General features: G+C 68.4%; 20 protein-coding genes and 1 pseudogene. 19 read left to right on the forward strand and 2 right to left on the reverse strand.

The features are described from left to right. Genes cobW through cobJ form a run of 6 tightly spaced genes read left to right on the forward strand, consistent with a single transcriptional unit; the run spans window position 1 to window position 7523 of the window. Window positions 1–1035, forward strand: a complete 1035-nt coding sequence (gene cobW / locus IQ24_RS10250; RefSeq protein ID WP_145397856.1) for a cobalamin biosynthesis protein CobW — start codon at window positions 1–3, stop codon at window positions 1033–1035. Between the two features lie 12 nt (window positions 1036–1047). Continuing rightward, the gene (cobN, locus tag IQ24_RS10255) at window positions 1048–4251 is read left to right on the forward strand and encodes a cobaltochelatase subunit CobN (RefSeq protein ID WP_145397857.1); all 3204 of its coding nucleotides are present in this window, start codon (window positions 1048–1050) and stop codon (window positions 4249–4251) included. Then, window positions 4248–5360 carry a precorrin-3B synthase gene (locus IQ24_RS10260; protein WP_242008065.1) on the forward strand — a complete coding sequence of 371 codons (1113 nt, stop codon included), beginning with the start codon at window positions 4248–4250 and terminating at the stop codon, window positions 5358–5360. The genes cobN and IQ24_RS10260 overlap by 4 nt, the downstream gene beginning before the upstream one ends. A 56-nt stretch (window positions 5361–5416) precedes the next feature. After that, a complete protein-coding gene (locus tag IQ24_RS10265; RefSeq protein ID WP_145397858.1) occupies window positions 5417–6046 on the forward strand; it encodes a precorrin-8X methylmutase in 630 nt (209 codons plus the stop codon). A gap of 2 nt (window positions 6047–6048) precedes the next feature. Next, the gene (locus tag IQ24_RS10270; protein WP_145397859.1) at window positions 6049–6792 is read left to right on the forward strand and encodes a precorrin-2 C(20)-methyltransferase; all 744 of its coding nucleotides are present in this window, start codon (window positions 6049–6051) and stop codon (window positions 6790–6792) included. Beyond that, window positions 6789–7523 (forward strand): precorrin-3B C(17)-methyltransferase, encoded by a 735-nt coding sequence (cobJ, locus tag IQ24_RS10275; RefSeq protein ID WP_145397860.1) that lies wholly within the window; start codon window positions 6789–6791, stop codon window positions 7521–7523. Before IQ24_RS10270 ends, cobJ begins: the two co-directional genes overlap by 4 nt. Here cobJ and IQ24_RS10280 read toward each other — a convergent pair. After that, window positions 7496–8236 carry a cobalt-precorrin-6A reductase gene (locus IQ24_RS10280; protein ID WP_145397861.1) on the reverse strand — a complete coding sequence of 247 codons (741 nt, stop codon included), beginning with the start codon at window positions 8234–8236 and terminating at the stop codon, window positions 7496–7498. The genes cobJ and IQ24_RS10280 overlap by 28 nt on opposite strands. Here IQ24_RS10280 and cbiE point away from each other — a divergent pair. The 8 genes from cbiE to IQ24_RS10320 all read left to right on the forward strand — a co-directional run bounded on the left by cbiE (window position 8235) and on the right by IQ24_RS10320 (window position 14100). Then, window positions 8235–9419, forward strand: a complete 1185-nt coding sequence (gene cbiE, locus IQ24_RS10285; RefSeq protein ID WP_145397862.1) for a precorrin-6y C5,15-methyltransferase (decarboxylating) subunit CbiE — start codon at window positions 8235–8237, stop codon at window positions 9417–9419. The two genes, IQ24_RS10280 and cbiE, sit on opposite strands and share 2 nt — an antisense overlap. Next, entirely contained in the window at window positions 9416–9769 is a 354-nt protein-coding gene (locus IQ24_RS10290; RefSeq protein ID WP_145397863.1) for a cobalamin biosynthesis protein, read from the forward strand. The genes cbiE and IQ24_RS10290 overlap by 4 nt, the downstream gene beginning before the upstream one ends. Next, window positions 9766–10539, forward strand: a complete 774-nt coding sequence (cobM, locus tag IQ24_RS10295; RefSeq protein WP_145397864.1) for a precorrin-4 C(11)-methyltransferase — start codon at window positions 9766–9768, stop codon at window positions 10537–10539. Before IQ24_RS10290 ends, cobM begins: the two co-directional genes overlap by 4 nt. Continuing rightward, window positions 10536–11843 carry a cobyrinic acid a,c-diamide synthase CobB gene (locus IQ24_RS10300; protein WP_145397865.1) on the forward strand — a complete coding sequence of 436 codons (1308 nt, stop codon included), beginning with the start codon at window positions 10536–10538 and terminating at the stop codon, window positions 11841–11843. Before cobM ends, IQ24_RS10300 begins: the two co-directional genes overlap by 4 nt. Continuing rightward, a complete protein-coding gene (gene cobF, locus IQ24_RS10305) occupies window positions 11840–12586 on the forward strand; it encodes a precorrin-6A synthase (deacetylating) (protein ID WP_145397866.1) in 747 nt (248 codons plus the stop codon). Before IQ24_RS10300 ends, cobF begins: the two co-directional genes overlap by 4 nt. Continuing rightward, window positions 12583–12912, forward strand: coding sequence for a thioredoxin domain-containing protein (locus IQ24_RS10310; protein ID WP_145397867.1), 330 nt, complete (start codon window positions 12583–12585; stop codon window positions 12910–12912). The genes cobF and IQ24_RS10310 overlap by 4 nt, the downstream gene beginning before the upstream one ends. Window positions 12913–13057: 145 nt before the next feature. Beyond that, window positions 13058–13513 carry a c-type cytochrome gene (locus IQ24_RS10315; RefSeq protein WP_145397868.1) on the forward strand — a complete coding sequence of 152 codons (456 nt, stop codon included), beginning with the start codon at window positions 13058–13060 and terminating at the stop codon, window positions 13511–13513. Next, entirely contained in the window at window positions 13513–14100 is a 588-nt protein-coding gene (locus IQ24_RS10320) for a cytochrome b/b6 domain-containing protein (protein WP_145397869.1), read from the forward strand. The genes IQ24_RS10315 and IQ24_RS10320 overlap by 1 nt, the downstream gene beginning before the upstream one ends. A 61-nt stretch (window positions 14101–14161) precedes the next feature. On the opposite strand, the gene parC is transcribed toward IQ24_RS10320, so the two are convergent. Further along, window positions 14162–16390 carry a DNA topoisomerase IV subunit A gene (gene parC / locus IQ24_RS10325; RefSeq protein ID WP_145397870.1) on the reverse strand — a complete coding sequence of 743 codons (2229 nt, stop codon included), beginning with the start codon at window positions 16388–16390 and terminating at the stop codon, window positions 14162–14164. Between the two features lie 139 nt (window positions 16391–16529). On the opposite strand from parC, the gene IQ24_RS10330 reads away from it, so the two are divergent. The 5 genes and pseudogenes from IQ24_RS10330 to IQ24_RS10350 all read left to right on the forward strand — a co-directional run. After that, window positions 16530–17348 carry an SDR family NAD(P)-dependent oxidoreductase gene (locus IQ24_RS10330; protein ID WP_145397871.1) on the forward strand — a complete coding sequence of 273 codons (819 nt, stop codon included), beginning with the start codon at window positions 16530–16532 and terminating at the stop codon, window positions 17346–17348. A gap of 26 nt (window positions 17349–17374) precedes the next feature. After that, window positions 17375–17575, forward strand: coding sequence for a twin transmembrane helix small protein (locus IQ24_RS10335; RefSeq protein WP_145397872.1), 201 nt, complete (start codon window positions 17375–17377; stop codon window positions 17573–17575). Beyond that, window positions 17575–18147, forward strand: a complete 573-nt coding sequence (locus tag IQ24_RS10340) for a cob(I)yrinic acid a,c-diamide adenosyltransferase (RefSeq protein ID WP_145397873.1) — start codon at window positions 17575–17577, stop codon at window positions 18145–18147. The genes IQ24_RS10335 and IQ24_RS10340 overlap by 1 nt, the downstream gene beginning before the upstream one ends. Window positions 18148–18266: 119 nt before the next feature. Next, a complete protein-coding gene (locus IQ24_RS10345; RefSeq protein WP_145397874.1) occupies window positions 18267–19025 on the forward strand; it encodes an electron transfer flavoprotein subunit beta/FixA family protein in 759 nt (252 codons plus the stop codon). Beyond that, a pseudogene (locus tag IQ24_RS10350) lies at window positions 19025–19519 on the forward strand (electron transfer flavoprotein subunit alpha/FixB family protein); the annotation flags it as partial. The gene IQ24_RS10345 and the pseudogene IQ24_RS10350, both read left to right, overlap by 1 nt.

The raw sequence follows: 19519 nt of genomic DNA on the forward strand, positions 1-19519 counted from the left end.
ATGACCGACCTGACCAAGACCCCCGTGACCGTCATCACCGGCTTTCTGGGCGCCGGGAAAACCACGCTGATCCGCCATCTGATGCAGAACCCGCAGGGCAAACGCCTGGCCGTTCTGGTCAATGAATTCGGCACCGTGGGCGTCGATGGCGACATCCTGAAATCCTGCGCCGATGAAAACTGCCCCGAGGAGAACATCCTTGAGCTGTCGAACGGCTGCATCTGCTGCACCGTCGCCGATGACTTCATCCCGACGCTGGAAAAGCTGATGGCGATGCCGCAGAAACCCGACCACATCCTGATCGAGACCTCGGGTCTGGCGCTGCCGAAGCCGCTGCTGAAGGCCTTCGACTGGCCCGCGATCCGCTCGCGCATCACCGTCGACGGCGTGATCGCGCTGGCCGATGCCGAGGCCGTGGCCGCCGGGCGCTTCGCCCCCGATGAGGCTGCCGTGCAGGCCCAACGCGAGGCGGACGACAGCCTTGACCATGAAACGCCCCTGTCCGAAGTCTTCGAGGATCAGATCGCCTGCGCCGATATCGTGCTGCTGTCCAAGGCCGATCTGGCCGGTGAGGCCGGTCTTGCCGCCGCGCGCGAGGTGATCGAGGCGGAAACGCCCCGCAAGCTGCCGATCCTGCCCCTGACCGATGGCGTCATCGACCCGCGCGTGATCCTGGGCCTTGGTGCCGCCGCCGAGGATGATCTGGACGCCCGCCCCAGCCATCACGACGGCGCCGACGATCACGAACACGACGATTTCGATTCCGTCGTCGTCGAGATCTCGGAAATCACCGACCCCGCCGATCTGACCGCCCGGATCGAGCGTCTGGCGCGTGAACAGAAAATCCTGCGCGTCAAGGGTCACGTCGCCGTCTCGGGCAAGCCGATGCGTCTTCTGGTTCAGGCCGTGGGCGAGCGTGTGCGCCAGCAGTTCGACCGCCCCTGGGGCGACCAGCCCCGCCTGTCGCGCCTTGTCGTGATCGCCGAGCATGACGATATTGACGAGGCCGCGATCCGTCAGGTGCTGACCGCCTGAAAGGGGGCCTGATTGCACGTCATCTTCCGCGAAAGCCGAGGACTTGAGGATACCGAGGTCCCGATGGACCCCGGTCAGACCTCCGCCGATCTGGTCGTGCTGTCCTTCTCGGACAGCGACCTTGGCGCTTTCGCGGCGGGATGGCATCGCGCGGCAGGCGGCCTGCCGTCGCTGAGGCTTTGCAATCTGTCGATGCTGCGCCATCCGGTCTCGGTCGACAATTACATCGACACGGTGCTGGCGGGCGCGAAAGCCATCCTCGTGCGGCTGATCGGCGGCGAGGCCTATTGGCATTACGGCGTGGCCAGCCTGCAGGATCTGGCGCGGCGTCGCGGCATCGCGCTGGCCTTCCTGCCCGCCGATGGCCGCCCCGACCCCACACTGGAGCGGCTTTCGACCCTGCCGCCGCAGGAGTTGCGGGAACTCGCGCAGCTTTGCGATGAAGGCGGCGCGGTGGCCGCGCAGATGGCGCTGGCGCGGCTGGCGCAGGCGGCCAATCTGCCCGCCTCTACCGTGCAGGGCCGCGCCACCGTTCCGGACTGGGGTTTTTATCACCCCGATCACGGCATTCTGGATGCGCCCTTGCCGGGTGATGCCCCGGTGCTGGTCAGCTTCTATCGCAGCTATCTGACCGCCGCCGATCTGGACCCCGTCGATGCCATGATCCGTGCGCTTCGGGATGCCGGGTTCACCGCCACCGGGGTCTTTGCGCCCTCGCTGAAGGCCGAGGGCTTTGCCGCCTGGCTGGCCCCGCATCTGACCGCGCGGCCCCCCGCCGCCGTGGTCAATATGACCGCCTTTTCGGCCCGTGGCGACAGCGGCGCGACACCGTTCGACGCGGCGGATTGCCCGGTCTTTCAGGTCGCCCTTTCGACCGCGCAGCACGCGGATTGGGAGGGCGGAGACCGTGGCCTCTCGGCCGCCGATCTGGCCATGCATGTCGTCCTGCCCGAGGTCGACGGGCGCATCTTCGCGGGCGTCGTCTCATTCAAATCGCCCGAGGCGCGCGACCCCGATCTGCAATTCTCGCGCCACATCCACCGCGCCCGGCCCGAACTTATCTCCGCCACCGTGGCCCGCGTGAAGGCATGGCACGGGCTGCGGCAGGGCAGTGCGCGGCGGGCCGTGGTGCTTTCGACCTATCCCGGCAAGGCGCATCAGCTGGCCCATGCGGTCGGCCTTGACGCGCTGGCCTCGGCTGCCGAGGTCACCGGCCTGCCGGTCGAGGGGCTGGGGCAGGCGCTGATGACCCAGCGGCTGGTCTGGCCGGTCTCGGACTACCTGACGGCGCTGCAGGCGCTGCCGCAAGCCCTGCGCGACGATCTGCAGGCGGCATGGGGCGCGGCGGGTGACGACCCGCTGGTCGATCAGGGGCAATTCCACTTTGCCGCCCTGCCCCATGGCGCGGATCTGATCGCGCTTCAGCCCGAACGGGGCGAGGTCACGACTCGCGCCGATGACTATCACGACCTGTCGCGCACGCCGCGCCACAGCTATGTGGCCTTCTATCTGTGGCTGCGGACGCGCGCCGATGTGCTGATCCACATGGGCGCGCATGGGACGCTGGAATGGCTGCCGGGGAAATCGGTCGCGCTTTCGGCGGAATGCTGGCCCGAGGCGCTGCTGGGCCCGCTTCCCGTCATCTACCCTTTCATCGTCAACGACCCCGGAGAGGCCGCGCAGGCCAAGCGCCGCATCGGCGCGGTGACGCTGGGCCATCTGCCGCCGCCGCTGGCGGAAGCGGCGACGCCGCAGAACCTGCTGCATCTGGAACGCCTGCTGGACGAATATTCGACCGCCGACGGGCTTGACCCGCGCCGCCGCGACCGCCTGATCGGCGCGATCCGGGATGAGGCCCGCGCCGCAGGGGTCGAGACCGATCTGGGCATCCCCCCCGAGGCCGCACCGGCCGAGGCGATCCCGCTGATCGACCGTTTCGTCTGCGATCTGAAGGAAAGCCGCTTTGGCGACGGTCTGCATGTCTTCGGTCAGGGTCAATGCGGGGCCGAGGAACGGGCGGGGCTTTCCGCCGCGCTTTCCGGCCTGCGGGTCGCGCCCGGCCCCTCGGGCTCGCCCGCGCGGGGGCGGCAGGATGTGCTGCCGACCGGGCGCAACCTTTTCGCCGTCGATCCGCGCGCCGTGCCCTCGCGCAACGCCCATGCGCAGGGCGTCAAGCTGGCCGAGGAATTGCTGCGCCGCCACCTGCAGGACCACGGAGACTGGCCGAAAGGGCTGGTGATCGACCTCTGGGGCAGCGCCACCATGCGCACGGCGGGCGAGGAATTCGCCATGGCGCTGCATCTGGCCGGGCTGGTGCCGCAATGGGATGCGGGCTCGGGCCGGGTCTCGGGGGTCGAGGCGATCCCGCTGGTCCAGCTTGGCCGCCCGCGCATCGACGTGACGCTGCGGGTCTCGGGCCTGTTCCGCGACGTGTTTCCGGGGCTCGCGCAGCTTTTCGAGCTAGGCGCGCAGATGCTGGCGGGACGCGAGGAATCGCCCGAGGACAACCCCTATCTGTCCCGCATCGCCCGCGTTTTCGGCCCCCGCCCCGGCCTTTACGGGCTGGGCATGGGCACACTGGCCGAGACCTTCACGCCCGAGGCCCGTCAGGCCGTCGGGGATGCGTGGCTGGCAGCCTCAAGCCACGCCATCGGCGCGGACGGTGCGATCAGCCACCAGCCGCAGGCGATCCGCGAACGGCTGGCCGGGGCGGATGGCTTCGTCCACGCGCAGGATCTGCCGGAATCGGACCTGCTGCTGGCGCAGGATTACGCCGCGCATGAGGCCGGTTTCGCCGCCGCCATGGCCCGCATCGGTGCGCCCGCGCCCGCGCTTTACCATCTGGACACGACCCGCCCCGACCAGCCTCGCGCCCGCAGCCTGACCGAGGAAATCGCCCGCGTCACCCGCGCCCGCGCCGCCGATCCCGCATGGGCGGACGGGATGATGCGCCACGGCTTCCGGGGCGCCGCCGAAATCGCGGCGACGCTGGACCATATGGCCGCCTTCGCCAATCTCGCGGGCGTCGTGCCCGGGCATCTTTTCGATCTTTACCATCAGGCCACGCTGGAACGCGCCGATCTGGTCGAGTTCATGGCGCGTGAAAACCCCGCCGCGCTGGCCGCCATGCGCGCCATGTTCGCCCGGCTGCTCGAGGCCGGGCTGTGGAGCACGCGCCGCAACTCGGTCCTCGCCTCGCTGGAGGGCGCGGAGTGAGCGGGTTTCAGGTCAAGGGCTGGTGCCCCGGTGCGCTCAGGCCCATGCGCTCGGGCGACGGGCTGGTGCTGCGCATCCGCGCTCATTGCGGGCGGCTGACGCCCGCGCAGGCCATGGGCATCGCCGACCTGTCCCAGACCTCCGGCAACGGGCTGATGGACCTGACAAGCCGCGCCAATCTGCAACTGCGCGGCCTTGATGAGGCGGGCCACGCCGCCGCGCTGGAGCGGCTGGACGCGATGGGCCTGCTGGACCCCGATGCCCGGACCGAGGCGCGGCGCAATGTGATCCTCTCGCCGCTCGCGCCCATGGGCAGCCCGGCATGGCAGATTGCCGAGGCAATCTCGGCCGGGCTTGCGGGGCCGGATGCGCCCGAGGTGCCGACGAAATTCGGCTTTGCCGTCGATGCGCTACCCCTGTCGCTGGGCGGCGTGCCTGCCGATATCCGGTTGATCCCGTCCGAGACCGGCTGGGTCGTGGCCCCTGACGGTGCCGACTGGGCCCTGCCGACGGACGATCCCGCCGCCCTGGCGCTGGATCTTGCACGCGATTTCATCGCACGGGGCGGCGTCACCGCAGGCCGCGGCCGGATGCGCGATCGCCTGCCGCCCATGCCCGAAGGTGCCGTCGCGCGACCAGAGACAGGCCAGCCGCCAGCGATTGGCCCGGTGCCGGGGGGCTGGCTTCTGGGCTTTGCCTTCGGCCAGATCACGCCCGACCAGTTGCGCGCAGCTGCTGCCCACGGCCCCCTGCGCCTGACCCCATGGCGCGCGCTGCTGATCGAGGGGCTGGCCCTGCCCCCGCGCGTACCCGGCGCGATCCTTGTGCCGGATGATCCGCTGCTGCGGATCCATGCCTGCACCGGCGCTCCGGCCTGCCCGCAGGGGCTGGCGGATGTGCGCGCGCTGGCCCGCCGCCTCGCGCCCGGCCTTCGCCCCGGCCAAAGCCTGCATGTCAGCGGTTGCGCCAAAGGCTGCGCCCACCGGGGCCGCGCCGATGTGACGCTGGTTGCCCGCAGCCCCGACACATTCGACATGATCCGCGACGGCACGATCCGCGATGCCGCCTTGGGCCCACCCCTCCGGACGGCGGACATCCCGCCGCTCTGACTTGCCCCCACGCCGCGTGCATGAGATAGCCGCGCAAACCCCTCTGGAACTCCGCCATGCTGCACCAATATGAAACCGACGGCGCCCGGATCTATGAACAGTCCTTCGCGACCATTCGTGCCGAGGCCGACCTTGCCCGCTTCACCCCCGAGGAAGAGCCGGTCGTCGTGCGCATGATCCATGCCGCAGGGCTGGTCGGGCTGGAACGCGACGTGGCATTCTCGGACGGGATGGTGATCGCCGCGCGCGCGGCGCTGGAGGCGGGCGCGCCGATCCTCTGCGATGCGCGCATGGTCAGCGAGGGCATCACCCGCCCCCGCCTGCCCGCAGGCAACCGCGTCATCTGCACGCTGCAGGACCCGCGCGTGCCGGAACTGGCCGCGCAGATGGGCAACACCCGCAGCGCCGCCGCGCTGGAGCTGTGGCGCGACGATCTGGAGGGCGCCGTGGTCGCCATCGGCAATGCCCCGACCGCGCTGTTTCATCTGCTGAACATGCTGCAGGACCCCGCCTGCCCGCGCCCGGCCGCGATCATCGGCTGCCCAGTGGGCTTCGTGGGCGCGGCGGAGTCGAAGGATGCGCTGATGGCCGCGCCGCCAGTCCCCTCGCTGATCGTGCGCGGGCGGCTGGGAGGCTCGGCCATCACGGTCGCCGCCGTGAACGCGCTTGCCAGCCGGAAGGAATGACCATGGGCCGCATCATCTGCGCGGGGCTTGGGCCCGGAGACCCCGATCTTCTGTCCGTCCGCTCGGACCGGACCATCCGGCAGGCGCGCCATGTCGCCTATTTCCGCAAGAAGGGCCGCAGCGGTCAGGCCCGCCGCATCGTCGAGGGCATGCTGGCCGAGGGCGTGACCGAATATGCGATGGAATACCCGGTCACCACCGAACTGCCCTTCGACAGCCCGGAATATAACGCCATCCTTGCCGCCTTCTATGACGACTGGGCCGACCGGCTGGCCGCGCTGTCCGAAAACCATGAAGTGGTGGTGCTGTGCGAGGGTGATCCGCTGTTCTACGGCTCGTTCATGCATCTTTACACCCGCCTGCAGGACCGGGCCGAGGTGCAGATCATCCCGGGCATCCCCGGCATGACCGGCTGCTGGAACGCGGCGGGCCTGCCGGTGACCTGGGGCGATGACGTGCTGACCGTGCTGATGGGCACCCTGCCCGAGGCTGATCTGGCCGCCCTGATGCGCCAGTCAGACGCCATCGTGGTGATGAAGACCGGGCGCAACCTGCCGAAGGTGCGCCGGGCGCTGGCCACCGCAGGCCGCCTGGACGACGCCTGGCTGGTCGAGCGCGGCACCATGCCCGATCAGCGCATCCTGCGTCTGGCCGAGGCCGATCTGGACGCCAGCCCCTATTTCGCCACCGTTCTGGTGCATGGCCGTGGCCGCAGGCCGATGGCCGAAACCGAGGCCGCCGAATGACCGGCTGGGTCGTCGTGGCGGGGCTGGGACCGGGCGACGCCGCGCTGGTCACCCCTGAGGTCGAGGCCGCGCTGGCCGAGGCGACCGATGTTCTGGGCTATTTCCCCTATGTCGCGCGGGTCGCACCGCGTCCGGGGCTGACCCTTTCGCCCTCGGACAACCGTGAAGAGCTGGATCGCGCCAGCGAGGCCCTGCGCCTTGCCGCGGAAGGACGCCGGGTCGTCATCGTCTCCTCCGGCGATCCGGGGGTCTTTGCCATGGCCTCGGCGCTTTTCGAAGCGCTGGAGGCCGCGACAGCACCTGCCCCCCAGATCCGCGTCTTGCCCGGCATCACCGCCATGCTGGCCGCCGCCGCCCGCATCGGCGCGCCGCTGGGCCATGATTTCTGCGCGATCAACCTGTCGGACAACCTGAAACCCTGGGAGCTGATCGAGCGTCGCCTGCGCCTTGCCGCGCAGGCCGATTTCGCCATGGCCTTCTATAACCCGCGCTCGAAAAGCCGCCCGCACCAGTTTCCCCGCGTGCTGGAGATCCTGCGCGAGGAATGCGAGCCCGGTCGGCTGATCAGCTTTGCCCGCGCCGTCTCAACCCCGGATGAGGCGATCCGCACCGTCACACTGGCCGAGGCCACGCCCGAGATGGCCGATATGCGCACCGTGGTCATCGTCGGTAACAGCGCGACCCGGCGCGTCGGCGACTGGGTCTATACCCCCCGCTCTGTGTCGGCATGAAGCCAGTCCATGACCTCGGGCACGCTTGTCAGGACCTGACGCCGGGGCAGCGACGGGCGGTCGATCATCACCACCGGCAGGCCAAGGCTGCGCGCCGCGATCAGCTTGGCGCGCGCGGCCTCTCCGCCCGCGTTCTTGGCGACGACGCAGGTGACGCCGTGGCGCTGCATCAGCCCCGTGTCATGGGCAGCGTCAAAGGGGCCACGCTCGCAGATCAACTCGGCACCGGTCAGCGGATGGGGATGCGGCTCGGCGAAACGCAACAGCCAGCGCTGGTTCAGCCGCGCGAAGGGTTCGAGGTTCTGGCGACCGATGGCCAGAAACACCGTCGAGCCATCCCCGGGCAGCACCTCGGCCGCGACCTGATAATCGGGGACGCGGGTCCAGTTGTCGCCCGGCTCCTGCACCCAGGCGGGACGCTCCAGCGCGGCCAGCCGCACGCCCGCGCGGGCGCTGGCGGTGATGGCATTCCCGCTCATCCCGGCGGCGAAAGGGTGGGTCGCGTCGATGACATGGGTGAAGCCGTCGCGCCGAAGGTAATCGGTCAGCCCCTCGACCCCGCCGAAGCCGCCGATCCGGGTCGGCAGCGGCTGCGCGGCCAGCGCCTGCGTGCGCCCGGCATAGGAATAGACCGCATCCAGCCCCGCCACCGCCAGCGCGCGCGCCATGGCCGAGGCATCGGCGGTTCCGCCCAACAAAAGGATGCGTGTCATGTCTGATCCGTGGCTGACCATCATTGGTTTGGGCGAAGATGGACTGGCAGGCCTGCCGCCTGCAAGCCGCGATGCGCTGGACCTTGCCGAAATCATCTTTGGCGGCCCCCGGCATCTGGAGCTTGCGGGCGCAGGCGACCGGGGCCGGCCCTGGCCCGTGCCCTTCGACCTTGCGCCGGTGATGGCCCTGCGCGGACGCCGGGTCGTGGTCCTTGCCTCGGGCGATCCCTTCTGGCTGGGTGCGGGCGGATCGCTGGCCGCCGCCCTGCCGCCGTCGGAATGGCGGGCTTTGCCTGCGCCGGGCGTCTTTTCTCTGGCAGCGGCCCGGCTGGGCTGGCGGCTGGAAAGCACGACCTGCCTTGGCCTTCACGCCGCGCCCTTCGCCCGCCTGCGCCCGCATCTGACGCGCGGCTGCCGGGTGTTGGCGACGCTGCGCGATGGCGAGGCCCCCGCCGCGCTGGCCGAATGGCTGGTCGGACAAGGCATGGGCGCGATGCAGATGACGCTTTTGGAACGGCTGGGCGGCCCGCAGCAGCGTATCCGCCAGACCCGCGCCGACCACTTCTCTTTGGGGGATGTGCAGGCGCTGGTCGCGGTCGCGCTTGACGGGGCGGACCTGCCCAAAGGCGTCGGACTGCCGCGCGGCTTTGGCCTGCCGGATGATCTGTTTGCCAGCGATGGCCAGATCACCAAGCGGGCCATTCGCGCAGTGACCTTGGCGGCGCTGGCCCCGCGCGGGGATGAACTTTTGTGGGACATCGGCGGCGGTTCGGGCTCGATCAGCGTTGAATGGTGCCTGAACGGCGGCCGCGCCCTGACGATCGAGCCCCGCGCCGACCGCATCGCCAATATCGAACAGAACATCCGCGATTTCGGGCTGGAGGACCGGATGCAGGCCATCACCGGCCGCGCGCCGGACGCGCTTGAGGGCCTGCCCACGCCGGATGCCGTCTTCGTCGGCGGCGGCGGTCAGGCGGTCTTTGCGCCGCTGCTGGCGCTGCCCCCCGGCACCCGTCTTGTCGCCAATGCCGTCACACTGGAAACCGAGGCGCTGCTGATCGGTCTGCAGGCCAAACGCGGCGGCACGCTGACCCGCCTCTCGGTCGAGGAAAGCGTACCCTTGGGCCAGCTTCGCGGCTGGAGCCCCGCACGCAGCGTTACGCAATGGGCGGTGGTGCTGTGAGGGTCGCGGGCCTTGGCTTTCGCACGGCGGCCGGCGCCGCCTCGCTGCACGACGCCCTGCAGCGCACCGGCATGAGCGTCGACGCCTTGGCGACCGCCACCGACAAGGCCGAGGCCGCGCCCATCCGCGAGTTGGCGCACAGCCTTGGCCTGCCGCTGATCGCGGTCGAGGTCGCGGGCGTGTCCACCCCAACCCAATCCCCGCGCGTCACGGCACGCTTCGGCACGGGCTCGCTGGCCGAGGCCGCAGCCCTTGCCGCCGCCGGTCCCGGCGCGCAGATCATCGTCCGGCGGGTCACCTCTCATGACGGGATGGCCACCGCCGCTATTGCATGGAAAGGCGCAGAATGACAGTCCATTTCATCGGTGCAGGCCCCGGCGCGGCCGATCTGATCACCCTGCGCGGGCGCGACCTGATCGCCGCCTGCCCGGTCTGCCTTTACGCGGGCAGTCTGGTCCCCGAGGCGTTGCTGGCCCATTGCCCGCCCGGCGCGCGGATCGTGAACACCGCACCCCTCAGCCTTGACGCGATCATCGACGAGATCCGCGCCGCCCATGAGGCTGGTCAGGACGTCGCGCGGCTGCATTCGGGCGATCTGTCGGTCTGGTCGGCGATGGGCGAACAGCTGCGCCGCCTGCGTGCGCTTGGCATCCCCTATGACGTGACGCCGGGCGTGCCCTCTTTCGCCGCCGCCGCCGCTGCGCTTGGTGCCGAGCTGACGCTGCCCGGCGTGGCGCAATCGGTGGTGCTGACGCGCACCTCGGGCCGCGCCTCGGCCATGCCGGATGGCGAGACGCTGGCCGCCTTCGGCGCGACCGGCGCGACGCTGGCCATTCACCTGTCGGTGCATGTGCTGGCGCGCGTCCAGACCGAGCTGACCCCGCATTATGGCGCAGACTGCCCGGTCGCGGTCGTCTTCCGCGCCAGCTGGCCCGACCAGCGCATCATCCGCACCACGCTGGGCGCGCTGGACGCCAGCATCGGCGAGGGAGAGCGGACTGCCCTGATCCTGGTGGGCCACGCCCTCGGGGCCGAGGAATTCGACGAAAGCCGCCTTTACGCGGGCGATTACGACCGCCGCTTCCGCCCCGTCGGCACCGCGCCCCGGTTCCCCGAATGACGCGCGGCATCATCATCTCGGCCCCCGCTTCGGGCAGCGGCAAGACCACGGTAACGCTGGGCCTGATCGCGGCGCTGAAGGCGCGCGGGCTGGCCGTGCAGCCGTTCAAATGCGGGCCGGATTACATCGATCCCGCCTTCCACCGCGCCGCCGCCGGACGCGAGTCGATGAACCTTGACAGCTGGGCCATGACCGCGCCGCAGATCGCCGCGCATGCCGCCATTGCCGAAGGGGCCGATATCGTCGTGGCCGAGGGCTCGATGGGGCTTTTCGACGGGGTGGCGGTGCCCGGCGCGGCCGGGAACGGCGCCAGCGCCGATATCGCCGCGCTGACCGGCTGGCCGGTGGTGCTAGTGCTGGATACGCGCGGGCAGACGCAATCGGCCACCGCGACCGCGCTTGGCTTTGCCGCGATGCGCCCCGATGTGCGGCTGGCGGGGGTGATCCTGAACCGCGTGGCCTCCGCTCGGCATGAGGTGCTGATCCGCGACTCGATGCAGAAAGCCGGGATCGCCGTGCTGGGCGTGCTGACGCGCGAGGCCGGGATCGAACTGCCCGAGCGGCATCTGGGGCTGGTGCAGGCCAGCGAACACAAGACCCTGACCATGCTGATCGACCGCGCAGGCGTCGTCGCGGCCGAGCGGCTGGACCTTGATGCGATCATCGCGGCGGCCTCGAGCAGCGCGGGCAAGGCGCAAGACTTCGCCCCCCTGCCGCCACCGGCCGAGCGGATCGCGCTGGCGCAGGACGATGCGTTTTCCTTTGTCTATCCGCATCTGGTCGCCGGATGGCGAGCGGCGGGCGCGACGATCCTGCCCTTCTCGCCGCTGGCCGATCAGGCCCCCGACGACAGCGCGGGCGTCTGCTGGCTGCCCGGCGGCTACCCCGAGCTTCACGCGGGCACTCTGGCCGCCGCACGCAGCTTTCAGGACGGTCTGCGCCGCTTTGCCGCGACCCGGCCCGTTCACGGCGAATGCGGCGGCTATATGGCCATGGGTGCAGGGCTGATCGACGCGCAGGGACAGCGCCACCAGATGGCGGGCCTACTGGGGCTGGAAACCTCGTTCGAGAAACGCCGCATGCATCTGGGCTATCGCCGGGCCGCGCCTTTGCAGGCGCTGGCCGGGCGCTTTGGCGGCGCGCTGCGGGGGCATGAGTTCCACTATGCCACGATCCTGGCCCAGCCCGACCAGCCACTGGCGCGCGTCACCGATGCCAACGGGGCCGAGGTTCCGGAAACCGGCTCGTACCGGGGGCAGGTGACGGGCAGCTTCTTCCACCTGATCGCTGAGGCCGCCCCATGATCGACCTGACCCTGATCGGCATTGGCTCGGGCTCTCCGGGTCATCTGACGCGCGAGGCCATTACGGCGATGAACCGCGCCGATGTGATCCTGATCCCCGACAAGGGCGCGGACAAGGCCGACCTTGCCGAGCTGCGCCGCGCGCTGTGCGCCGAGGTGCTGACCGGCGACACGCGGCTGGTCGAATTCGCCATGCCCGTGCGCGACGCGACAGACGGCTATGCGGCGGGAGTCGAGCGCTGGCACGACGCCATCGCCGAGCGGTGGGAACAGGCGATCACCCGGCACAAGGCCCAGCGTCCGGCGCTGCTGGTCTGGGGCGATCCCTCGCTTTACGACAGCACGCTGCGCATCGCCGAGCGGATCGGCCAGCGCATGCCCCTGCAGCTGAACGTCATTCCCGGCATCACCGCCATTCAGGCGCTTTGCGCGGCGCATGCGATCCCGCTGAACGCGCTGGCCGCGCCGGTTCTGATCACCACCGGGCGGCAGTTGCGCGATCACGGCTGGCCCGAATGCGCCGACCGGATCGTCGTCATGCTGGACGGCGATTGCTCGTTTCAGGGGCTGGAGCCGCAGGGCGTGCGGATCTGGTGGGGGGCCTATCTTGGCATGCCGAACCAGCTGCTGGATCATGGCCCGCTGGCCGAGGCCGCACCCCGCATAATCGCGCGCCGCGCCGAGGTGCGGGCCGATCACGGCTGGATCATGGACATCTATCTGATGCAGCGCGACCCGGCATGACCGCTGTTGCGGATCTTGTCACGCTGACCCTGCCCGAGGGCGCGCAGGCGGACCCACTGGCCGATGCCATCCTGAAGGCCGCCGACCCGCGCATCCGGTTGCAGCGGGGCGCGGTCGAGGCGCGGGATGCGCGGCCCGTGCTGATGTCGATGCAATCCACCGGGCGCGGGGCCTATCTGTTTCACGGCCTCGGCCCCGGCGATCTGCCCGATCTTCTGGCCACGGTCAGCGCCTATCTGGCCGCCCCCGACGGCTGGATTTCTGACGCGCGCCCCTGCGGCAGGCTGCGCCTCTGCCTGCTGTTCCGCGTGCCGTTCCGGGCCTGAACCCCCGCCGCTCAGCGCTTTTTCGCGACAGTTCGGTGATCACGAAAAGGCTAACAAGACGGCGTTGCTCGGCGACAGGCCCTGTGCGAGACTTCCCCCCACGACGGAAAAGTGCAGCCAGTTCAAGCAACACGAGAGGACGCAAATGCGCCACATCCTGATCGCAGCCCTAGCCCTGTTCCCCCTTGCCGCCTCTGCCCAGGACGACGATCCGATCAAGCAGAGCATCGAGGCCCGCCACGGCTATCTGCAGATGCTCGCCATCAACATGGGCACGCTTTCGGGCATGGCAAAGGGCGAGGTGGCCTATGACGAGACCGTCGCCAGCCGCGCCGCCGCCAATATCGAGGCGCTGACGCATTACGACTATCCCTCGCTGTTCCTGGAAGGATCGGCGGCCGGTCAGGCTGAAGACAGCGCGGCCAAGCCCGACATCTGGACGAATATGGACGACTTCAAGGCCAAGTTCGCTGGCCTGCAAGAGGCCGCCGTCGGCGCCACCGATGCCGTCAAGGGCGGTGAGGGCAACGTCGGTCCCGTGGTCCAGAAGCTGGGCGGCGCCTGCAAAGCCTGCCACGATCTTTACCGCGAAAAGAGCTGATGGCGCAAAAACCGCCCGTCCGGGAGATCCGGCTGTGGGACCCGCTTCTGCGCGGGTTCCACTGGCTTCTGGCGTTCTTCGTCATTCTGGCCTGGTGTCTGGGGCAGTTCGGGCCTTCCAAGATGACGCTGCATTTCTGGTGCGGCTATGTGGTGGCGGGTCTGCTGATCTTTCGGCTGGTCTGGGGCTTTGTCGGCCCCGCTCCGGCGCGGTTTTCGCATTTCCTGCGCGGCCCCGGCGAGATTGGCGGCTATCTGCGCGGCATGTTCCTGCGCGAGCCCAGCTATTGGCCCGGCCATAACCCGCTGGGCGCGCTGTCGGTGATCGCCATGCTGGCGGTGCTGGCGACGCAGATCACCACCGGGCTGATTTCGGACCCGGACGATTATATCAACGTCGGCCCTCTGGCCAGCTACGTCAGCAGCGCGACCCGCTCGAAAGCCGTGGGCTGGCACGAGCTGGGGGCGAACCTGATCCTGCTGCTGGTGCTGCTGCATCTGGCGGTGATCCTGTTCTATCGCTTCTGGAAGCGCGAGGATCTGATCAAGCCGATGCTGAACGGCAAGAAGCTGGTCCGGAAGGACTAGCGAATGAAAAACGCGCCCCGCGATGGTAGGGCGCGTCTGATCTCGTCACGCTCGGCTGGCCTCAGTTGAAGCGGTTGTCCTGCGGGAAGCCGCGCGGGGCCATGCGGCCCGCCGTCGCGCGCTTGCCCAGCCATTCGGTCAGGTCATCCTCGCGCCGCGTGCGGCCTGCGGGGTCTTTCCACGACAGGCCCTGCTCAAGCGTGATGAAGGTCACGTCCGACAGCCCGCCATCCTTGAACTTCTGCAGGCGGACGCCCTTGCCGCGCGCCATTTCCGGCAGCTCATCCAGCGCAAAGACCAGAAGCTTGCGGTTCTCGCCCACGGTCACAGCGTGATCGCCGGTGACCGGCTTGCACAGCAGCGCATCGCCGTTCAGCACCTGCTTGCCCGAGCGCGTCTGCGCCAGAATGTCGCCGGAATTGACGATGAACCCGTCCCCGGACTTCGAGGCAACCAGATATTTCACCCCATCGCGCCAGGGGAACATGTCGATGACGGCTGCGTCATTCGGCAGGTCGATCATCAGGCGCAGCGGCTCACCCATGCCGCGACCGCCGGGCAGGTTGTTGGCGGGCACGGTGTAGAAGCGGCCATTCGCGCCATAGACCATCAGCTTGTCGGTCGTCTCGGCGTGGAAGGCCATGAAGGGGCCGTCGCCGTCCTTGAACTTGACCTCGGCGTCCAGCGGCTGGTGGCCCCGCATGGCGCGAATCCAGCCCATTTTCGACAGGATCACGGTCACCGGCTCGCGCTCGATCATCGCATCCATGTCGATGGGGCCGACTTCCTCGGCCTCGGCGATATCGGTGCGCCGCTGCCCGCCGGGGGCGGATTTGCCGAACTGGCCGCGCGTCTCGCGCAGCTGGTCGGCGATGCGCGACCACTGGCTGCCCTCATCGGCCAGCATGGCCATCAGGGCTTCGCGTTCGGCGGTCAGATTCTCGTGCTCGGCGCGCAGCTCGATTTCCTCAAGCTTGCGCAGGGCGCGCAGACGCATGTTCAGGATCGCTTCGACCTGCACCTCGGTCAGCTTGAACTCGGCCATCATGACGGCTTTGGGATCATCCTCATAGCGGATGATCTCGATCACGCGGTCGAGGTTCAGGAAGGCAATCATATAGCCTTCCAGCACCTCCAGCCGCGCCGCGATCTTGTCCAGCCGGTGGTTCGAGCGGCGCACCAGCACTTCGCGCCGGTGGTCGAGGAAGGCGCGCAGCACCTCTTTCAGCGAACAGACGCGCGGCGTGCGGCCGTCGATCAGCACGTTCATGTTCAGCCCGAACCGCACCTCAAGATCCGAGACGCGGAACAGCGCCGCCATCAGCTGATCGGGGTCGACGGCGCGGGTCTTGGGCTCCAGCACGATGCGGATGTCTTCGGCCGATTCGTCGCGGACATCGGCCAGAATCGGCACCTTCTTGATCTGGATGACCTCGGCCAGCCGCTCGATCAGCTTGGATTTCTGGACCTGATAGGGGATCTCGGTGACGACGATCTGCCACTGGCCGCGGCCCAGATCCTCGACCGACCAGCGCGCGCGCAGGCGCAGGCTGCCGCGTCCGGTGCGGTAGGCCTCGGCAATCGTGTCGCGCGATTCGACCAAGACGCCGCCGGTCGGGAAATCCGGCCCCGGCATGATCGAGATCAGCGTGTCATCGCGCGCATCGGGCGATTTGATCAGATGCAGGCAGGCGTCGATGACCTCGTGCAGGTTGTGCGGCGGCACGTTCGTCGCCATGCCGACCGCAATGCCCGAGGCCCCGTTGCAGAGCAGGTTCGGGAAAGCGGCGGGCAGCACCACCGGCTCTTCCAGCGTGCCGTCATAGTTCGGGCGGAAATCGACCGCGTTTTCGGTCAGCCCTTCCATCAACGCCTCGGCGGCGGCGGTCAGGCGGGCCTCGGTGTAGCGGCTGGCGGCGGGGTTGTCGCCGTCGATATTGCCGAAGTTGCCCTGACCGTCGACCAGCGGGTAACGCATGGCGAAAGGCTGGGCCAGACGCGCCATCGCATCATAGATCGCGGCATCGCCATGCGGGTGATAGTTGCCCATCACGTCGCCGGTGATCTTGGCCGATTTCCGGAAGGGGCCGGTCGGGTTCAGCCTGAGCTCGCGCATGGCGAACAGGATGCGCCGGTGCACCGGCTTCAGGCCGTCACGCGCATCGGGCAGCGCCCGGTTCATGATCGTCGACAGCGCATAGGTCAGGTAGCGCTCGCCAATGGCGCGCGACAAAGGCTCGGATGTGGTTTGATCCGCCGAGGGATCTGGATTTTGCGTATCGTCGGACATGGCCCCGTGAATAGGGCCAGCCCGGCTGTCGGTCCAGCGGGAAAAGCGTCACAACGCCGCGTGCGCCGCTTGCCGCTTTACCCCGGGCGCTGCATGGCGCAGAAAACCGCACGGAAATCAGGCAAGGGAAGCGCGCCTCGTGAAAACCGTCCTTATCACCGGCTGCTCATCCGGGATCGGCCTTGATGCCGCGCGGTTCATGTCCGAACGCGGCTGGCGCGTCATCGCCACCTGCCGCACGCCCGAGGACATCGCCGCCCGCCGCGCCGAGGGCATCGAGACGATCCATCTGGACCTCTCGGATGAGGCCAGCGTCGCCCATGCGGCAGACGAGGCGCTGTCCTTCGGCCGGATCGACGCGCTGGTCAACAACGCCGCCTTCGCCCTGCCCGGCGCGGTCGAGGATCTGCCGCGCGGCGGCCTGCGCGCGATTTTCGAGGCGAACCTTTTCGGCACCCATGACCTGACCCAGCGGCTTTTGCCGCATTTCCGCCAGCACGGCGGGCGGGTGGTGAACGTCAGCTCAGTCCTGGGGCTGATGGGCATCCCCTGGCGCGGCGCCTATGTGGCGACGAAATTCGCGCTGGAGGGGCTGACGGATGTCCTGCGGCTGGAAATGGCCGACACGCCCGTGCGCGTCATCCTGATCGAGCCCGGCCCCATCGGCACCCGCATCCGCGCCAATTCGATCCCGCATTTCGAGCGTTGGATTGATTGGGAAAGCAGCCCCCGCGCCCAGCAATACCGCGACACGCTGCTGAACCGGCTGTATCACCCGGCGGCGAAAAAGGACCGGTTCGAACTGCCCCCGCGCGCCGTCAGCGAAAAACTGGCCCATGCGCTGGAAAGCGAGCGGCCACGCACACGTTACTATGTCACACGGCCCACCTATATAGCAGCCATAGGGCGCCGTATCCTGCCCACGCGGGCGCTGGACTGGTTCGCCCGTCGCAGCTAGGCTCTGCATCAAGAAAGGCAACCGCCATGAAAGACGATCCTCTGTTCTATCTTCTGATGGCCGCGATGGCGGTCGTCGTCCTGATTCTGATGACCGGGATCGGTGCCTTCGCCAAAGGCGGCGAATTCAACCGCAAGAACGGCAACCGCCTGATGCGCTGGCGCCTGATTGCGCAGGCCGCGGCGATTGCGATTTTCCTGCTCTATATGTGGATGCGAATGAAGTAATGGTTGTTCTGAACAAGATCTACACCCGCACCGGCGATGGCGGGCAGACCGCCCTTTCGAACGGAGAGCGCGTGGCCAAATACTCGCTGCGCGTGGACGCCTATGGCAGCGTGGATGAGCTGAATGCCACGCTGGGCCTTGCGCGCCTGCATGCCTCGGGTGAGTTGGACAAGCGCATCCTTGTCATCCAGAACGACCTTTTCGACCTTGGCGCGGACCTGTCGCGCCCCCGGATGCAGGAAGACGCCGACGCGCCCTATCCGGTTTTGCGCATCATCGACGCCCAGGTCGAACGGCTTGAACGCGAAATCGATGAGATGAACGCAAACCTCTCGCCGCTGCGCAGCTTCATCCTGCCGGGCGGCAGCCCGCTTTCCGCGCATCTGCACCTCTGCCGCACCGTCGCCCGCCGGGCCGAGCGTGCGGCCACGGCGCTGGCCGGGGAAGAGGACGCCAATCCGGCAGCGGTCAAGTATCTGAACAGGCTTTCGGATTGGTTCTTCGTCGCCGGTCGCGTGGCCAATGACAACGGCCAGCAGGATATCCTGTGGGTGCCGGGTGCCAGCCGTTAGCGGGAACATGCAAATTGCGCGCTTCTGCCGGTAAAATTGTCGCTTTTGGTCTGTCATAGGGCTTGGCAGACCGGTAACAACTCCATCAACCTCATGACGCAACCAAGGGAGAGACGCCGATGAAGGTTCTCGTGCCAGTGAAGCGCGTGATCGACTACAACGTGAAGGCCCGTGTTAAGGCTGACGGTTCGGGTGTCGATCTTGCGAACGTGAAGATGTCGATGAACCCCTTCGACGAGATCGCGGTAGAAGAGGCGATCCGTCTGAAAGAAGCGGGCAAGGCCGAAGAGGTCATCGCGATCTCGATCGGTGTGAAGCAGGCGCAGGAAACGCTGCGCACGGCGCTGGCGATGGGCGCGGACCGGGCGATCCTGGTGGTCGCGGCCGATGACGTGCATCAGGACATCGAGCCTCTGGCCGTGGCCAAGATCCTCGCAGCCGTGGCGAAAGCCGAGGGCACCGAGCTGATCATCGCCGGCAAGCAGGCGATCGACAATGACATGAACGCGACCGGCCAGATGCTGGCGGCGCTCCTGGGCTGGGGTCAGGCGACCTTCGCCTCGAAACTGGAAATCGACGGCGGCGCGGCGAAAGTCACCCGCGAGGTCGACGGCGGGTTGCAGACCATCGAGGTCAAGCTTCCGGCCGTGGTCACCGCCGACCTGCGCCTCAACGAGCCGCGCTACGCGTCGCTGCCCAACATCATGAAGGCGAAGAAAAAGCCTTTGGACGAAAAGACCGCCGCGGATTACGGCGTCGACGTCTCGCCGCGGCTGACGGTCGTCTCGACCCGCGAACCCGAGGGCCGCAAGGCCGGGATCAAGGTCGGCTCGGTCGATGAGCTGGTGTCGAAACTCAAGGAAGCGGGGGTGATCTGATGGCTGTTCTGCTGCTGGGCGAAGTCACGAATGGAGAGCTCAACACCGACGCGACAGCGAAGGCGGTGGGCGCGCTGCAGGCTCTGGGCGATGTGACGGTGCTCTGCGCCGGTGCCCATGCGAAAGCGGCGGGCGAGGCTGCGGCCAAGATCGCCGGGGTCTCGAAGGTGCTGGTTGCGGAGAACGCGCTTTACGGCCACCGGCTGGCCGAACCGACGGCGGCGCTGATCGTGTCGCTGGCGGGCGACTACAGTCATATCGCTGCACCTGCGACCACGGATGCCAAGAACATCATGCCGCGCGTGGCGGCCCTGCTGGATGTGATGATCCTGTCGGATGTGTCGAAGATCGTCGACGCCGACACGTTCGAGCGCCCGGTCTATGCCGGCAACGCCATCCAGACGGTGAAATCGGGCGATGCGAAGAAGGTCATGACGATCCGCACGGCCAGCTTCAACGCGGCGGGCGAGGGCGGCTCGGCCTCGGTCGCGGAC

Origin of the sequence: Paracoccus sulfuroxidans, from assembly GCF_007830335.1 — a bacterium.
In the GTDB taxonomy this organism is placed as follows: Bacteria; Pseudomonadota; Alphaproteobacteria; order Rhodobacterales; family Rhodobacteraceae; genus Paracoccus; species Paracoccus sulfuroxidans.

Excerpts from the sequence above, each read along its gene's own strand:
- IQ24_RS10335 (WP_145397872.1), top strand. The coding sequence starts at position 17,375 with ATGAAAGACGATCCTCTGTTCTATCTTCTGATGGCCGCGATGGCGGTC.
- parC (WP_145397870.1), bottom strand. The coding sequence starts at position 16,390 with ATGTCCGACGATACGCAAAATCCAGATCCCTCGGCGGATCAAACCACA.
- IQ24_RS10300 (WP_145397865.1), top strand. The coding sequence starts at position 10,536 with ATGACGCGCGGCATCATCATCTCGGCCCCCGCTTCGGGCAGCGGCAAG.
- cbiE (WP_145397862.1), top strand. The coding sequence starts at position 8,235 with ATGTCTGATCCGTGGCTGACCATCATTGGTTTGGGCGAAGATGGACTG.
- cobM (WP_145397864.1), top strand. The coding sequence starts at position 9,766 with ATGACAGTCCATTTCATCGGTGCAGGCCCCGGCGCGGCCGATCTGATC.
- cobJ (WP_145397860.1), top strand. The coding sequence starts at position 6,789 with ATGACCGGCTGGGTCGTCGTGGCGGGGCTGGGACCGGGCGACGCCGCG.
- IQ24_RS10340 (WP_145397873.1), top strand. The coding sequence starts at position 17,575 with ATGGTTGTTCTGAACAAGATCTACACCCGCACCGGCGATGGCGGGCAG.
- IQ24_RS10315 (WP_145397868.1), top strand. The coding sequence starts at position 13,058 with ATGCGCCACATCCTGATCGCAGCCCTAGCCCTGTTCCCCCTTGCCGCC.
- IQ24_RS10280 (WP_145397861.1), bottom strand. The coding sequence starts at position 8,236 with ATGACACGCATCCTTTTGTTGGGCGGAACCGCCGATGCCTCGGCCATG.
- IQ24_RS10310 (WP_145397867.1), top strand. The coding sequence starts at position 12,583 with ATGACCGCTGTTGCGGATCTTGTCACGCTGACCCTGCCCGAGGGCGCG.
- IQ24_RS10265 (WP_145397858.1), top strand. The coding sequence starts at position 5,417 with ATGCTGCACCAATATGAAACCGACGGCGCCCGGATCTATGAACAGTCC.
- IQ24_RS10345 (WP_145397874.1), top strand. The coding sequence starts at position 18,267 with ATGAAGGTTCTCGTGCCAGTGAAGCGCGTGATCGACTACAACGTGAAG.
- cobF (WP_145397866.1), top strand. The coding sequence starts at position 11,840 with ATGATCGACCTGACCCTGATCGGCATTGGCTCGGGCTCTCCGGGTCAT.
- IQ24_RS10270 (WP_145397859.1), top strand. The coding sequence starts at position 6,049 with ATGGGCCGCATCATCTGCGCGGGGCTTGGGCCCGGAGACCCCGATCTT.
- cobW (WP_145397856.1), top strand. The coding sequence starts at position 1 with ATGACCGACCTGACCAAGACCCCCGTGACCGTCATCACCGGCTTTCTG.
- IQ24_RS10320 (WP_145397869.1), top strand. The coding sequence starts at position 13,513 with ATGGCGCAAAAACCGCCCGTCCGGGAGATCCGGCTGTGGGACCCGCTT.